Raw genomic sequence first — 14,058 nt, 5'->3', positions numbered from 1 at the left:
ACGACCGCTTTGAGTTCAGATGAGGGCAAGCGCGACGCAATGATGCCGCAGCTGCATTGGCCCGGATCGAACTAACACCTCGGGTTTCAACGACAGCTGCGGCCTGATCTCGAGTTGATGAAAGGCGCGCGTTCGACGGACCGTCTGACCAGGCGGTCCGTTGAATGATAGGCTCTGAATATCAGTTAGCCTGACGGATTGAGCACGATGGTCTTGTCCTTCGGCCAGCGCACCCGCCACGCAAACGAGATGTCCTTCGTCTCGCCGGGCTTGGCATCGACGATCCATTCGGTCACCCCGCGCCGGTCGCGAACATTGAGCGATGTCGGCGGCGTCGTGGAGGGCAGCATCTCGACCGCGATCTCCTCATTCTCGCTGACCGGCAGCTGATCCTGGATCGCGACCTTCACCGGGAAATCATGCGCGTTCCGAATCGTGGTCTTGAAGGCGCGCTCATCGATCTTCGCGGTCGTCACGATCAGGCCCGCCGAGCCTTCATTGCGTTTGATCACGCTGCGCTCGATCTTGACCTTGTCATCGGCGCCGAAGCCGACGCGAACCGGCTCGCCCTTGCCGGCATGGGCCATGTTCGAGGTGCCGACGAACATGCCGTCCCGATAGATCGAGACCTTGCCCGGCAGCAGCGGCGCGTCCTCGGTCTGCGGGAAGCTCGCTTCGAGATAGGCGGTGGGATCGACGATGGGCGCCGAACGGATGATCAAATCGGGCGTGATCGTCGCGGTCGAGATGCGCAGATTCTTGGCGCCCTCATTCGCCCCGACAGTGACGCGGCCGGGAAGACGGAAGACGGTCTGGAACGCGCTGATCTCCGCGACCGTCTCCTGCTCGAGGGCCTTGTCCGCGACGTCGCCAAAGCTCGTCCCGCCGTTGAACCGGAATTCCTGCCGAATCTCCGGGAGTCCGCGTGCCGCGCTGGGAACCGCCGGCCTCGGCGGCGGCGGATATTGCGCGATCACCGTCTTGAGCTCGGGCGCGCTGCCGCCCCGTCCCGTTCGCACCGTCGAGACCGAGAGTGCGACATCGGACCAATCCTCGCCGGTGGCCTGAAGGACCTCCGCGCGTCGCACCAGTTCCAGCGCCGGCTTGCGGTCCTTCGCCGACGTCTCGAGACGCGCGTCGTAAAGCGGCATCCAATGGGCGTTGCGGACCGTGTAGGTCACACGCAAGACAGCCTTGGTCGCGGCCGCGGCCGAGAGCTCGATCTGAACCTCCAGCTTGCTCGGCGGCTTGTCCGCGCGATCCGCCTGCAGCCGCGCAATCTCGCGGTCAATGTCGCGCTGCTTGCGCTCGGCGTCGCGGATCGCGGCATCGGCCTGGCCGACCTCCTCGCCGACCGCGGCAAAGGCGTTGCGCCACTCCGCGACAGGCCGTGCCTCGCCCTTCTCGCCGAGACCGGCCGGCGACGCCGCGGCGAACCGCTCGGCAAACTTCTTGCGCGCAAGGGCGGCAGCAATGGCACCGTCGAGATTGGCACGCTCGTCCTTCAAGCTCTCGATGCGCTTGTCGATCTCCGGCACGTTGGCCGACGGAGCTGCGCGCGGCGGCTTGGCATCGACGGTGCCGATGACGAGTTTTGCACCGGCCTCGCCCTCGACGCGCAGCGAGGACGCATCGAGCCCGAGCGGAAAATCCTTGGCGATCGCCGTCGTATCACCGGCGGGAAGGTCGAGCGCGATGACTCGCGTGACGCTGGCGCCGTCGGGATAGACGGTGACGGCATCGACGGTCGAGGTCACGTCGCGGTTGGCAGCATGGCCGGGCGCAGCACTCAGCGCTGCGCCGAGAACGAGCCCCGTGGCCGTCAGGCCTCTGTGTCGCATGATCATCACTTTCTCCGCAGCCCAGCGCCCACGAGACCGGATCAGCCGGCCCTTCATCGGGCTTTTAGACGTGGGGAAAGTGAAGCGGGTTCAATCAGGTCCGAAGACGATCATTCGAGCGTCGTCGAGAATGAAAAAAGGCAGCGCGGCGATCTTCCGCGCTGCCTTTTTCGGGACGTCGGGATCCCGCCTTGCGGTCAGAACGTCAGCGCCTTGGCCTGCTTGACCTGCGGCAGCGCCTGGATCTTGGCAAGCAGTTCGGCCGGCACGGCGCCGTCGATCTCGACCAGCGCGATGGCGTCGCTGCCGGCGGCGACGCGGCCGAGATGGAAGGTCGCGATGTTGATCTTGGCGTCGCCCAAGAGGCTTGCGAACTTGCCGATGAAGCCCGGCTTGTCCTCGTTGGTGACATAGATCATCGACTTGCCGAACTCGGCGTCGACGCGGATGCCCTTGATGTCCACGAGGCGCGGCTTGCCGTCGGCATAGACCGTGCCGGACACCGCGCGCTCCTGCTGCTCAGTCGTCACCGCGACCGTGATCAGGCTCTCATAGTCGCTCTCGCCGGCACGCAGCACCTCGTCGACGATCATGCCGCGCTCCTTGGCGATGACCGGCGCCGACACCACGTTGACCTCGCCCAGCATCGGCCGCAGCAGGCCTGCCAGCACAGCCGAGGTCAGCGCCTTGGTCTTCATCTCCGCGACCTGGCCCTCATAGGTGATCTGGATCTTGGTGATGCTGCTCTCGGTGAGCTGTCCGGCGAACGAGCCGAGCTTCTCGGCGAGCGCGATGAACGGCTTCAGCTTCGGCGCTTCCTCCGCGGTGATCGAGGGGAAGTTGATCGCATTCGAGATCGCGCCGGTCAGCAGATAGTCGGACATCTGCTCGGCGATCTGCAGCGCGACGTTCTCCTGCGCTTCCGTAGTCGAGGCGCCGAGATGCGGCGTGCAGATCACGGAAGCGTGGCCGAACAACGGATTGCTGGTGGCGGGCTCCTCGGCGAACACATCGAGGGCGGCGCCCGCGACATGCTTGCTGTTGAGCGCCGCGAGCAGCGCCTGCTCGTCGATCAGGCCGCCGCGCGCGCAATTGATGATACGCACGCCCTGCTTCATCTTGGCGATCGCGGCGGCGTCGATGATGTTGCGGGTCTTGTCGGTCAGCGGCGTGTGCAAGGTGATGAAGTCGGCGCGCTTCAAGAGCTCGTCGAGCTCGACCTTCTCGACGCCGAGATCGCGCGCACGCTCCTCGGTCAGGAACGGATCGAAGCCGATCACCTTCATGCGCAGGCCCTGGGCACGGTCGCAGACGATCGAGCCGATATTGCCGCAGCCGATCACGCCCAGCGTCTTGCCGGTGATCTCGACGCCCATGAAGCGGTTCTTCTCCCACTTGCCGGCCTGCGTCGAGGCGTCGGCCTGCGGGATCTCGCGGGCCAGCGACAGCATCATGGTGATCGCATGCTCGGCGGTGGTGATCGAATTGCCGAACGGCGTGTTCATCACGATGATGCCCTTGGCGGTCGCCGCGGGAATCTCGACATTGTCGACGCCGATGCCGGCGCGGCCGATCACCTTGAGCCGCTTGGCGCGCTCGATGATCTTGGCCGTCGCCTTGGTGGCCGAGCGAATGGCAAGGCCGTCATAATCGCCGATGATGTCGGCGAGCTTATCCTTGTCCTTGCCGAGATTGGGCTGGAAGTCGACCTCGACGCCGCGATCTTTGAAGATCTGCACGGCGGCCGGGGACAGAGCATCGGAGATGAGAACCTTGGGCTTTGACATGACGATGGTCCTTCACGCCTTCCATCGAGGAGGGCGGCGCAGCGCGCCGGGATGAGGGGAAAGCTCGTGGGGTGGGCAAAGCAAAGCGTGCCCACCGCTCTCTCGCGTCAGGTTACATAGATGTTGGGCACAGCGCGCTACGCTTAGCTCAACTCTCGCAACTTATTTCGTCATTGCGAGGAGCACTTGCGACGAGGCAATCCAGACGTCCTGTTCGGCCCTGGATTGCTTCGCTGCGCTCGCAATGGCGGCGTCGCGCGAACCTCAGGCGGCCTTCGGCAGCGCGGCCTTGGCTTCCGCGAACGCCCAGTCGATCCACTGCGTCAGCAGCGCGACGTCGCTGGCTTCCACGGTCGCGCCGCACCAGATGCGCAGGCCGGCCGGCGCGTCGCGGTAATGCGCGAAATCGAAGCCGGCGTTTTCCTTCTCGACCAGCGACACCAGCTTCTTGGCAAACTCGGCCTGGGCATCGGCCGACAGCGCCGTGATGGCGGGATCGACCACCTTCAAGCACACCGAGGTGTTGGAGCGGATCGCCGGATCCTGGGCGAGGAAATCGATCCAGGGCGTGCGCGCCTTCCAGTCCGCCAGCACCTTGGTGTTGGCGTCGGCGCGCGCGATCAGCGCCTTGAGGCCGCCGATCGACTTGCCCCAGTTGAGCGCATCCAGATAGTCCTCGACGCACAGCATCGACGGCGTGTTGATGGTCTCGCCCTCGAAGATGCCGGCATTGAGCTTGCCGCCTTTGGTGAGGCGGAAGATCTTCGGCAGCGGCCAGGCCGGCTTGTAGGTCTCGAGCCGCTCGACTGCGCGCGGCGAAAGGATGAGCATGCCATGCGCGGCCTCGCCGCCGAGCGCCTTCTGCCAGGAGAAGGTGACGACGTCGAGCTTCGGCCAATCCAGGGCTTGCGCGAAGGCGGCCGAGGTGGCGTCGCAGATCGTCAGGCCTTCACGGCTCGCGCTGATCCAGTCGGCATTCGGCACGCGCACGCCGGAGGTCGTGCCGTTCCAGGTGAAGACGATGTCGGTGGCCGGATCGGCCTTCGACAGATCCGGAATCTCGCCATAGCCCGCATGCAGCTTGGTGACGTCCTTGAGCTTCAGCTCCTTGACGATGTCGCTGACCCAGCCTTCGCCGAAGGATTCCCAGGCGATCGTCGTGACCGGCCGCGCGCCGAGCAGCGACCACAGCGCCATCTCGACCGCGCCGGTGTCGGACGCCGGCACGATGCCGATCTTGTAGTCGGCCGGCACTTCGAGCACGTCGCGCGTCAGCTCGATGGCCTGCTTGAGCTTGGCTTTGCCGATCTTCGCGCGATGCGAGCGGCCGAGCGGGGCGTCCTTGAGATTTTCGGCGGTCCATCCGGGGCGCTTGGCGCAGGGGCCGGAGGAGAAATGCGGCACGGCAGGCCGCTGCGAAGGCTTCGCTGCAGTCATCGTCTATCCTTCCAGATAGTAAGCCTCCCGTTGGGGGGAGGTGTCCCGCTGGCGTGATTAAGGGAACGGCCGTTCCGCGTCAAGGAACTTCGCGGGCTGTTGGTCGCGCGTTCACGCAGAATTGGCTGGCATGCAAACAACCTCATTCCGGCGCCGCGCCGACGGGCGCCTGCCCGCTGGGTGGCCGATGCAGGAAGGTCATCGAGGCGTAAGCGCCGATCCACGAGCCGATGGCCGCAAAGCCAACATAGATCCAGTTCTCGGTGTAGCTGATCACCGCGAATGACGAGAGCATGTACCAGATCGAGCTCCACGTCGCGGCCGAAAGGCGCCGCCGCGCAACGACCGCCGAGGTGAACATGACATAGACTGCGTCGGTGGCCGCAGTCGCCAGCACGACGCCGAGCGCCGTGATTGGATTGATCGCCGACATCTCTGCTTCATCCTCCCCGCTGCCGTGCCGCACAATGCGACGACGTTGTCTCCTCGGGCGATCCATGCAGAATGACGCGAAGCTGCACGCGCCCACACAACAAGAAGGATACAGATATGGAACGCGTCCGTCTCGGCAGGAGCTCGCTCGAGGTCACCCGCCTCGGCCTCGGCACGGCGCCGCTCGGCGGCCTGTTCGAGCCGGTCAGCGACAGCGATGCCGAAGCCACCATCGCAACCGCCTGGTCGCATGGAGTCCGTTTCTTCGACACCGCCCCGCTCTATGGCTTCGGCCTCGCCGAGCAGCGGCTCGGCGCGTTCCTTCGCAAGCAGCCGCGCGACAATTATGTGCTCTCGACCAAGGTGGGGCGGCTGCTGCGACCCGATGTGGGCGCACCGCGCGAGGATCCGCACTACAAGGGCACCCCGCCGCTGAGACCACGGTTCGATTACTCCTATGATGGCGTGATGCGTTCCGTGGAAGAGAGCCTGGTCCGGCTCGGCCTCGACCGGATCGATATTCTGCTGGTGCATGATCCCGACGATCATTACGACGAGGCGGTTGCCGGCGCGTTCCGGGCGCTGCAGCGCCTGCGCGACGACGGCAGCATCAAGGCGATCGGCGCCGGAATGAACCAATCCGAGATGCTGGCGCGCTTCGCGGACGCCGCTCCGGTGGACTGCTTCCTGCTCGCCGGCCGCTACACGCTGCTCGATCAGGGCGCGCTGACGACGCTGTTTCCGATCTGCACGAGGAAGAACATCGCCATCCTGCTCGGCGGCATCTACAACAGCGGCATCCTGGCGAACCCTCATGGCCAGGCGAAGTTCAACTATGAGGATGCCGATGCCAGCCTGGTGGCCCGTGCGCGCGCGCTCGATGCCTTGTGCAAACAGCATGGCATCGCGCTGAAGGCGGCTGCGATCCAGTTCTGCCTCGCCCATCCTGCCGTCACCATCGGCCTGCAGGGGGCTCGCACGGCGCAGGAGGCGGCCGACAATATCGCGATGGCCCATGCCCCGATCCCTGCGGCGTTCTGGCACGCGCTGCGTGCCAGCCAGCTGATCGATGCGCATGCACCGCTACCGGGAGAGGCACGATGAGCCGCACCATCGACGCGCATCAGCATTTCTGGGATCCCGGCCGCGCCGATTATCCGTGGATGGCGGGCGACGCGCTGGCGCCGATCCGTCGCCCATTCGGCCCTGCGGATCTCGCCCCGCTGCTCGCTGAAAACGGTCTCGACGCCTCCATCCTGGTGCAGACGCGGTCATCGCTCGACGAGACCGAGGAGTTCCTGCGCATTGCACAGGAGACGCCGTTCGTTGCCGGTGTCGTCGGCTGGGTCGACCTGACCGATCCGCAGCTCGACGCCACGATCGATCGGCTGCGCCGCCTGCCTGGCGGCGACAGGCTGGTCGGCATCCGCCATCAGGTTCATGACGAAGCCGATCCGGCGTGGATCTATCGCGGCGATGTCAGGCGCGGCCTCGAGCGGGTCTTCGCTCACGACCTGACCTACGATCTCCTGGTCCGCACGCGCGAGCTGCCGGCCGCGATCGCGACGGTGCGCGCCTTTCCGCAGGCGCACTTTGTGCTGGACCACGCCGCCAAACCGCCGATCGCGAACGGGTTCGATCAGAATTGGGCCGATCGCATCGCGGAGCTCGCGGCCTGCGGCAACGTCTGGTGCAAGATCTCAGGGCTGGCGACCGAGGCGATCTGGCGCGATTGGAACGCCGAGCGGCTTTCGCCCTATGTGGCGCATGTGGCGCGCTGCTTCGGCCCCGACAAACTGATCTTCGGTTCGGACTGGCCGGTCTGTCTGCTCGCCGGCCACTATGGTGCCATCAAGCAGGCGCTGGAGCACTGCCTGACGCAGCTCGGCTCCGATATCCGCAACAAGGCGTTCGGCCCCAACACGATCGCTGCCTACCGGCTGCCAGCCTGATCGATCTCAGAACCGCATCACCATGCCGAAATGGCTCTTGGCGAAGCCAAGCCGCTCGTAGAAGCGCTGGGCATCTGTGCGGCTCTGATGCGTCATCAGCTCGACCAGGTTGCAGCCCCGGCCGCGCGCCTCGTCGATCGCCCATCGCAGAAGCAGTTCGCCAATACCGCGGCTGCGCCGGTCCGCCGCGACACGGACATCCTCGACCAGCGCGCGCGATGCGCCCTGCGAGCTCAGGCCAGGCAGGATGCAGAGCTGCAGGCAGCCGACCACCTTGCCCGCGTCCTCGGCCACCATCAGACTGATATTGGCATCGCCCGAGATTGCCTCGAACGCCGCATAGTATGACGCGGGCAACGGATCCTCGACGCGCTCCCGTGCCCGGCCGAGGTGATCGTCGGCGAGCATGGCAACGATGGCGCCGACATCGTCGCGCCGCGCCGCTCGAATGGTGACCGCCATGCGCCCTGTCATTCCCCTGTCATCTCCATGTCGCTCAGCCGGCCGGCCGCAGGCCGAGCGCCTGCTCGGCGTCGCCGATCCAGCGCCTGACCGCATCACGGCCCGACAAATCGAAACCGCCCTCGTGCGCCACGCGCGTATAGGCCAGCAGCGCGATATCGGCCAAGGTCAGGGTTTCACCGACGAGAAAGCGCGAACGCGCGAGCTGACGCTGCAGATGATCGAGCGCCGCATAACCGCGCTTCACCTTCTCCAGATCGAGCTCGGAGGCCGGCTTGCCGAGATAGACCATGTGGAAGCGGCAGGTCGCGACGTAAGGCTCGTGGCTGTACTGCTCCCAGAACAGCCACTCGTCCATCCGTCCCTGTGCATAGGCGTCCGACGGAATGAGCCGGCTGCCGCGGGCAAGAAAGCGGATGATCGCGTTCGACTGCGCCAGTGGACGGCCGTCATCCAGCACGATCGTGGGGACCTGGCCCCACGGGTTCAGCGCCAGGAAATCCGGGGTGCGGCTCCCGCCGGTCATGATATCGACGTCAACCCAGTCATAGGGCAGCGCCAGATGATCGCACACCCATTTGACCTTCAGACAATTGCCCGATTTGAGATCGCCCAGGATCCGCATTCCATCCTCCGTTGCCGTCGAATGGAGAGCATCAGGCGCAGCCGGCGCTGTCAATCGCCCGGCGATCCGCAGGGCGAAGCAGCCTAGAATTTGTAGCCGACGCCGGCGCGGAACGAGTTGAGCGTCACCGCCGTATCCTTCACCGTCATGAACTTGACGTATTCCCATTCGCCGCGCGCAAACAGCCCGCCCCACATCATGTATTCAAATCCGAGACCGCCCGTCCAGCCGCCGACGAAGCTGTTGGTGCGGCTCTCGCCATAGGTCTTGGAAACCCCTGCCAAAGGGCTGTAAGTCGTCGTCGTGTTTGTCACGGTTCCGAGGCCCGTGATCGTAACGGTTTGCGTATAGTCATCCCTCAGCTGAACATTGGTGGTCGCAAACCGCGACACCTCCATGCGCCCGACAGCCAAGCCACCGAACACATATGGCAGAAAATTGTCGGCCGCCCAGCCGACCCTCCCGCGCAGCGTCACCACATCCTTGATCGTCAGGGCTGATCCAGCGCTGATCGTCGTGCTGTAGTTATAGACATGGTTCTGAGGCGCGCCGGAGGCAGGTACCAGGATCGGCCCCAGGGTGCCCGATGACGCGCCGGCCATGCGATTCATGTAGTTGTAGTTGACCTCAAGACCGAAAACGGCATCGTCCCACTGCCAATTGCGGCCGACAAACGCGCCGAAGCTCGATCCCTGCACGTGCTGCTTGTTGAGAACCGACCAATTCGAGGTCGGGGACTGCAGCTCGGTGTTGCGGAAAATGTAATTCGTCAGCGCGCGCTGGCCGCCGCTGAAATCCATGTCCGATGTCCCGTAGCCGAATTGGCCACCGACATAGTATCCGTCCCAATTGGCGCGTGCGCCGTTGAGCCCTTCGGTCAAGCCACCGCGCAGGACCGGGAGATCCGGCATGTCGGCCGCCTGCGCAGCCGAGACCATGCCAAACACCGAGACCGCCATCACCAGGCTACGCATCGCAACGCTCCAAATCAGCCACTTCACTCTGGAGCGATCATCGCGCGTTAACCTTAATCATTGGTTGCCGCGGCACGCGGACTGACAATTCTTTTACCAAACCTGCCCGCGACTCGGAAAAAGCAAAACGGCGCGGGGGGGCCCCGCGCCGTCAGACCAACTGATGGAGTCGCGCGTCTCTCAGCCCTTGCGGATCAGGGGCATCATCGGCGGAGGCGGCGGCGGCGGATTGTCGAAATTCCAGCGCAGGCCGAGCTTCAGATCGTGCGAGGTGATGTCCTTGAACTTGAAGATGTTGCCGGTGGTCTGGCCATCATAGGTCGTCAGCACGCCAGTTCGTCCCTCGCCCATATCGACATAGCTGTACGCCAGTTCGAGCACCAGGTTCGGATTGACATTGTAGGCCAAGCCCGCATGTGCGGCCCAGGCGAAATTCCACTTCGAGGAGGTCGGCGCGCTGGCGAGGCTGGGCGCGTTCGTGAAGCTGTTGATGCCCGTGTCGGTGAAGTTCGCGATCGTGACCCGCGCACCGCCGACGCCCGCACCGACGAACGGCGTGATGCACCACCAGGTCCCGAGATCGACATAGGCATTGGCGAGCACAAGCCATTCGGACTTGCTGGCGCTGTAATTGTCGATGCCGCTGTAGGGCACGCCGTTCGCAGTGGCGTTGAAGCGATCGGTGCCCTTGAAGTTCGAATTGCCGCGATACTGGCCGGTGATATCGGCACGGAACCAGCTGTTGAAGCGATAGCCGACGCCGACGCCGTAGATGCCGGCGGTGTCAAACGCGGAGGTCTGATTGAACGACGTCATCGGCGTATAGGCCGATTCGCGCGTGTAATGAACGTCTTTGACCTTCTGATTGCTGAAGCCGATGTCGCCGCGCAGGTACCAGCCGCCAAAGTCCGCCGCCGGTGGCGGCGCGTAGACCGGAGGAGGAGCAATCGGCATGTCGGCCGCGAAGGCCAAAGTGGAAAACAGAGAGGCCGCTCCGGCGGCGATCAAAGACTTAACGCTACGCATTGGCTTCGTCCCTTCGGCCGGTGAGGCCATCGGAAAGCGCGGCCCCACATCAAAACTGACCTCCGTACAATCGCAGCAAATGCTTAAGCAGCGCTTAACCCTAATAATTAAGGTTGACGTTCCCTGATCGATCTACAGCTATTCATCGCCCGTCAACGCATCCTAACAAATCGTTAGCGACGCTTCGCGTCAGGCTTGCGGCACACCAACTAATTAGTTGCCGCCGGCGAACCGATCAGGATCCGAAGCGAGCGGAGCGCGCTACGGACGAAGCAACCACGGCGCGATGGAACGAAGCCGACCACACGCCTGCTCCTCGCATGCCGATGCACTGCCGGCTGCGGCAGACGCGAGCCGATCACGGCCTCGGTCATGGACAGATGCGAAAAAGGCCTGCCACCCGATCGGGATGGCAGGCCTCGATTGCCAATCTGGCTGCGGCTGATCAGGCTGCGGCTGCGGCGTTGCCGACGGCGGTGACGATATCGTCGACCACCTCCTCGACCAGATCACGATCATCGCCCTCGCCCATCACGCGGATCACGGGCTCAGTTCCGGAGGAGCGCACCAGCAGGCGGCCATGGCCGTTGAGGCGCTTCTGCCCGGTGTCGATAGCCGATTTCACCGCGTCGGCGTCGAGCGGCTTGCCGCTGCGATAGCGCACGTTCTTCAGGATCTGCGGCAGCGGGTCAAACTTGTGGCAGACCTCGGAGACCGGACGGCGCAGCCGCTGCACGGTCGCAAGCACCTGCAACGCGGCAACGAAGCCGTCGCCCGTCGTCGCATAGTCCGACAGGATGATGTGGCCGGACTGCTCGCCGCCGAGATTGTAGCCGTCGGCCAGCATGCGCTCGAGCACGTAGCGGTCGCCGACCGGGGTACGTACCAGTTCGAGCCCCTGCCCCTGCAGGAAGCGCTCCAGGCCGAGATTGGACATCACGGTCGCGACGATGCCGGGCCGCGCCAGGCGGCCGTCTTCCTTCCAGCTCTGCGCGATGACGGCGAGCAGCTGATCGCCGTCGACGATATGGCCGCGCTCGTCGACCAGGATGACGCGATCGGCGTCACCGTCGAGCGCGATGCCGATGTCGGCGCGCATTTCACGGACCTTCCGACAAAGAGCCTCCGGCGAGGTCGAGCCGCATTCCTTGTTGATGTTGAAGCCGTCCGGCTCCACGCCGATCGAGATCACGTCGGCGCCGAGCTCCCACAGCGCCTCGGGCACCACCTTGTAGGCGGCGCCGTTGGCGCAATCGACGACCACGCGCAGGCCGTCGAGCGAGAGGTCACGCGGCAAAGTGCGCTTGGCGAACTCGATGTAGCGATCATGCACGCCATCGATGCGGCGGGCGCGGCCGAGGCTCGCGCTCTGCGCCAGCTTCTTGTCGAGCGACTCGTCGAGCAGCTGCTCGATCTGCTTCTCGACGTCATCGGACAACTTGAAGCCCTGAGGGCCGAACAGCTTGATGCCGTTGTCCTCGAACAGATTGTGCGAGGCCGAAATCATGACGCCGAGATCGGCGCGCATCGACTTGGTCAGCATCGCCACGGCCGGCGTCGGCATCGGACCGACCAGCAGCACATCCATGCCCACCGAGGTGAAGCCGGCGACCATCGCATATTCGATCATGTAGCCGGACAGGCGCGTGTCCTTGCCGATCACGACCCGATGGCGGTGCTCGCCGCGCTGGAACAGAAGACCCGCGGCCTGTCCGACCTTGAGCGCGAGTTCCGGCGTGATCAGGCCATTGGCGCGGCCACGAATCCCATCGGTCCCGAAATAGTTACGGCTCATACGACCCCCAGCAACAGCTCTCGATAGTCCGGGCCGACCGCGCCGAATCACGGCATCCGGCCGCCCGTTTAGTCCGCGGGTTATAGTCGCCTTAAAGCTAAGATGGCTTCAAAAAATGTGATGAATCATTACCACGAAACCGCCATCACGTCCATAAGACATTGTTAAGACTAATTTTTCCCTGATGCCGCGACGGCATAGGACGGCGCCTTGACGGCGGCGGCCCGCACTGCGGCAGCTCGCTGGAGGTGCTTATATGCCGCACAACATCCAGAGGTTTGCTGGTCGGGCGCGGTTGCGGCGGATCGCCCGCGCCGGATTTGGCAGCCGCCGCAAAGATGCTAGAGGACTGGCAAGCTGAGCAAGACCGTCGGTGGGGAGCCGAAGACCGCGATGAAACACATTACCTGTATCGAAGACCTGCGTCTGCTGCACAAGCGCCGCGTTCCCAAAGCCTTCTTCGACTATGCTGATCGCGGCTCCTATGCGGAGGAGACGCTGCGCGCCAACCGCGACGATCTGCAGAAGATCAAGTTTCGCCAGCGCATCCTGGTCGACGTCTCCAAGCGCGATCTCTCGACGACGATCCTCGGCGAGCCCTCGTCGATGCCGCTGATCCTCGCCCCGGTGGGCCTGCTCGGCATGCAACATGGCGACGGCGAGATCCACGCCTGCCGCGCCGCGCAGGCCGCCGGCATTCCCTTCACCCAGAGCACGATGTCGATCTGCTCGATCGAGGACATCGCGGGCAGCGTCGAGAAGCCGTTCTGGTTCCAGCTCTACGTCATGAAGGACCGCGGCTTCATCAAGGCGCTCGTCGAGCGCGCCATCGCCGCCAAGTGCACCGCGTTGTGCCTGACGGTCGACCTGCAGGTGATCGGCCAGCGCCATCAGGACATCAAGAATGGCATGAGCGTGCCGCCGGAATGGTCGCTGTCGAAGCTGTTCGACTTCGCCACCAAGCCGGCCTGGGTGCAGGGCGTGCTGCAGGGCAAGCGCCGCACCTTCGGCAACATCGCCGGGCACGTGAAGAACACCGAGGATCTCACCAAGCTCTCGGCCTGGACCGCCTCGCAGTTCGACACCTCGCTGAACTGGAAGGATGTCGACTGGATCCGCTCGATCTGGCCGGGCAAGCTGATCATCAAGGGCATCCATGACATCGAGGACGCCAAGCTCGCGGTCGAAACCGGCGCGCAGGCGATGGTCGTCTCCAACCATGGCGGCCGCCAGCTCGACGGTGCCCCGTCCTCGATCCACGTGCTGCCGGGCATCGCGGACGCGGTCGGCGACAAGATCGAGATCATGTTCGATGGCGGCATCCGCTCCGGACAGGACGTGATGCGCGCGCTCGCGCTCGGCGCCAAGTCCTGCATGATCGGCCGCGCCTATGCCCACGGTCTCGGCGCCGGCGGCCAGGCCGGCGTCGCCAAGGCCATCGACATCATCCGCAACGAGCTGCTGACCACAATGGGCCTGTGCGGCGTCAACACGGTGGCCGAGATCGACCGCAAGGTGCTGGCGGANGGGCCTGTGCGGCGTCAACACGGTGGCCGAGATCGACCGCAAGGTGCTGGCGGACTAGATCATGATGCGTTTCCACGGAAACGCATCATGATCTTTCCTCTTTGTTTGAGCATGATCTTTTCGGAAAAACGGTTTCCACTTTTCCGGATCATGCTCTAACAGGCCGTTGAAGAAGTCTGCTTTCGGTCGGATTTGAGTGT

11 protein-coding genes and 1 pseudogene are annotated in these 14,058 nt (G+C 64.5%); 3 read left to right on the top strand and 9 right to left on the bottom strand.

Translation table 11 applies throughout. From position 1 onward, the window contains the following. Nucleotides 1-185: 185 nt before the first annotated feature. The 4 genes from HL671_RS32805 to HL671_RS32790 form a co-directional block, all read right to left on the bottom strand. Entirely contained in the window at nucleotides 186-1,841 is a 1,656-nt protein-coding gene (locus HL671_RS32805) for a mucoidy inhibitor MuiA family protein (protein ID WP_172242419.1), read from the bottom strand. Nucleotides 1,842-2,038: 197 nt separating this feature from the next. Continuing rightward, nucleotides 2,039-3,628, bottom strand: coding sequence for a phosphoglycerate dehydrogenase (gene serA / locus HL671_RS32800; protein WP_172242305.1), 1,590 nt, complete (start codon nucleotides 3,626-3,628; stop codon nucleotides 2,039-2,041). 264 nt (nucleotides 3,629-3,892) lie between these two features. Then, complete coding sequence (locus HL671_RS32795; RefSeq protein WP_012042058.1) at nucleotides 3,893-5,065, bottom strand: phosphoserine transaminase; 1,173 nt, start codon at nucleotides 5,063-5,065, stop codon at nucleotides 3,893-3,895. A gap of 142 nt (nucleotides 5,066-5,207) precedes the next feature. After that, the gene (locus HL671_RS32790; RefSeq protein ID WP_012042057.1) at nucleotides 5,208-5,498 is read right to left on the bottom strand and encodes a hypothetical protein; all 291 of its coding nucleotides are present in this window, start codon (nucleotides 5,496-5,498) and stop codon (nucleotides 5,208-5,210) included. A gap of 116 nt (nucleotides 5,499-5,614) precedes the next feature. On the opposite strand from HL671_RS32790, the gene HL671_RS32785 reads away from it, so the two are divergent. Both HL671_RS32785 and HL671_RS32780 read left to right on the top strand, forming a co-directional pair. Further along, nucleotides 5,615-6,601, top strand: coding sequence for an aldo/keto reductase (locus HL671_RS32785; protein WP_012042056.1), 987 nt, complete (start codon nucleotides 5,615-5,617; stop codon nucleotides 6,599-6,601). Further along, entirely contained in the window at nucleotides 6,598-7,449 is an 852-nt protein-coding gene (locus HL671_RS32780; protein WP_172242302.1) for an amidohydrolase family protein, read from the top strand. Before HL671_RS32785 ends, HL671_RS32780 begins: the two co-directional genes overlap by 4 nt. A gap of 6 nt (nucleotides 7,450-7,455) precedes the next feature. Here HL671_RS32780 and HL671_RS32775 read toward each other — a convergent pair whose 3' ends face one another. The 5 genes from HL671_RS32775 to glmM form a co-directional block, all read right to left on the bottom strand. Then, on the bottom strand, nucleotides 7,456-7,911 hold the full coding sequence (locus tag HL671_RS32775) for a GNAT family N-acetyltransferase (RefSeq protein WP_172242299.1): 456 nt from the start codon (nucleotides 7,909-7,911) through the stop codon (nucleotides 7,456-7,458). Nucleotides 7,912-7,945: 34 nt separating this feature from the next. Next, nucleotides 7,946-8,536 (bottom strand): glutathione S-transferase family protein, encoded by a 591-nt coding sequence (locus tag HL671_RS32770; RefSeq protein ID WP_172242296.1) that lies wholly within the window; start codon nucleotides 8,534-8,536, stop codon nucleotides 7,946-7,948. 83 nt (nucleotides 8,537-8,619) lie between these two features. Next, nucleotides 8,620-9,510, bottom strand: coding sequence for an outer membrane protein (locus HL671_RS32765; RefSeq protein ID WP_172242293.1), 891 nt, complete (start codon nucleotides 9,508-9,510; stop codon nucleotides 8,620-8,622). Nucleotides 9,511-9,690: 180 nt separating this feature from the next. Beyond that, entirely contained in the window at nucleotides 9,691-10,536 is an 846-nt protein-coding gene (locus HL671_RS32760; RefSeq protein WP_083780627.1) for an outer membrane protein, read from the bottom strand. Nucleotides 10,537-10,981: 445 nt separating this feature from the next. Continuing rightward, nucleotides 10,982-12,331 carry a phosphoglucosamine mutase gene (gene glmM, locus HL671_RS32755; protein ID WP_012042050.1) on the bottom strand — a complete coding sequence of 450 codons (1,350 nt, stop codon included), beginning with the start codon at nucleotides 12,329-12,331 and terminating at the stop codon, nucleotides 10,982-10,984. 393 nt (nucleotides 12,332-12,724) lie between these two features. Here glmM and HL671_RS32750 point away from each other — a divergent pair. Next, a pseudogene (locus tag HL671_RS32750) lies at nucleotides 12,725-13,855 on the top strand (alpha-hydroxy acid oxidase); the annotation flags it as partial. Nucleotides 13,856-14,058 lie beyond the last annotated feature (203 nt).

The sequence above is a fragment of the Bradyrhizobium denitrificans genome (assembly GCF_013179005.1).
Taxonomy (GTDB): domain Bacteria; phylum Pseudomonadota; class Alphaproteobacteria; order Rhizobiales; family Xanthobacteraceae; genus Bradyrhizobium; species Bradyrhizobium denitrificans.
This window is presented reverse-complemented; position numbering and strand designations above follow the sequence as displayed.

Excerpts from the sequence above, each read along its gene's own strand:
- HL671_RS32805 (WP_172242419.1), bottom strand. The coding sequence starts at position 1,841 with ATGCGACACAGAGGCCTGACGGCCACGGGGCTCGTTCTCGGCGCAGCG.
- serA (WP_172242305.1), bottom strand. The coding sequence starts at position 3,628 with ATGTCAAAGCCCAAGGTTCTCATCTCCGATGCTCTGTCCCCGGCCGCC.
- HL671_RS32795 (WP_012042058.1), bottom strand. The coding sequence starts at position 5,065 with ATGACTGCAGCGAAGCCTTCGCAGCGGCCTGCCGTGCCGCATTTCTCC.
- HL671_RS32790 (WP_012042057.1), bottom strand. The coding sequence starts at position 5,498 with ATGTCGGCGATCAATCCAATCACGGCGCTCGGCGTCGTGCTGGCGACT.
- HL671_RS32785 (WP_012042056.1), top strand. The coding sequence starts at position 5,615 with ATGGAACGCGTCCGTCTCGGCAGGAGCTCGCTCGAGGTCACCCGCCTC.
- HL671_RS32780 (WP_172242302.1), top strand. The coding sequence starts at position 6,598 with ATGAGCCGCACCATCGACGCGCATCAGCATTTCTGGGATCCCGGCCGC.
- HL671_RS32775 (WP_172242299.1), bottom strand. The coding sequence starts at position 7,911 with ATGGCGGTCACCATTCGAGCGGCGCGGCGCGACGATGTCGGCGCCATC.
- HL671_RS32770 (WP_172242296.1), bottom strand. The coding sequence starts at position 8,536 with ATGCGGATCCTGGGCGATCTCAAATCGGGCAATTGTCTGAAGGTCAAA.
- HL671_RS32765 (WP_172242293.1), bottom strand. The coding sequence starts at position 9,510 with ATGCGTAGCCTGGTGATGGCGGTCTCGGTGTTTGGCATGGTCTCGGCT.
- HL671_RS32760 (WP_083780627.1), bottom strand. The coding sequence starts at position 10,536 with ATGCGTAGCGTTAAGTCTTTGATCGCCGCCGGAGCGGCCTCTCTGTTT.
- glmM (WP_012042050.1), bottom strand. The coding sequence starts at position 12,331 with ATGAGCCGTAACTATTTCGGGACCGATGGGATTCGTGGCCGCGCCAAT.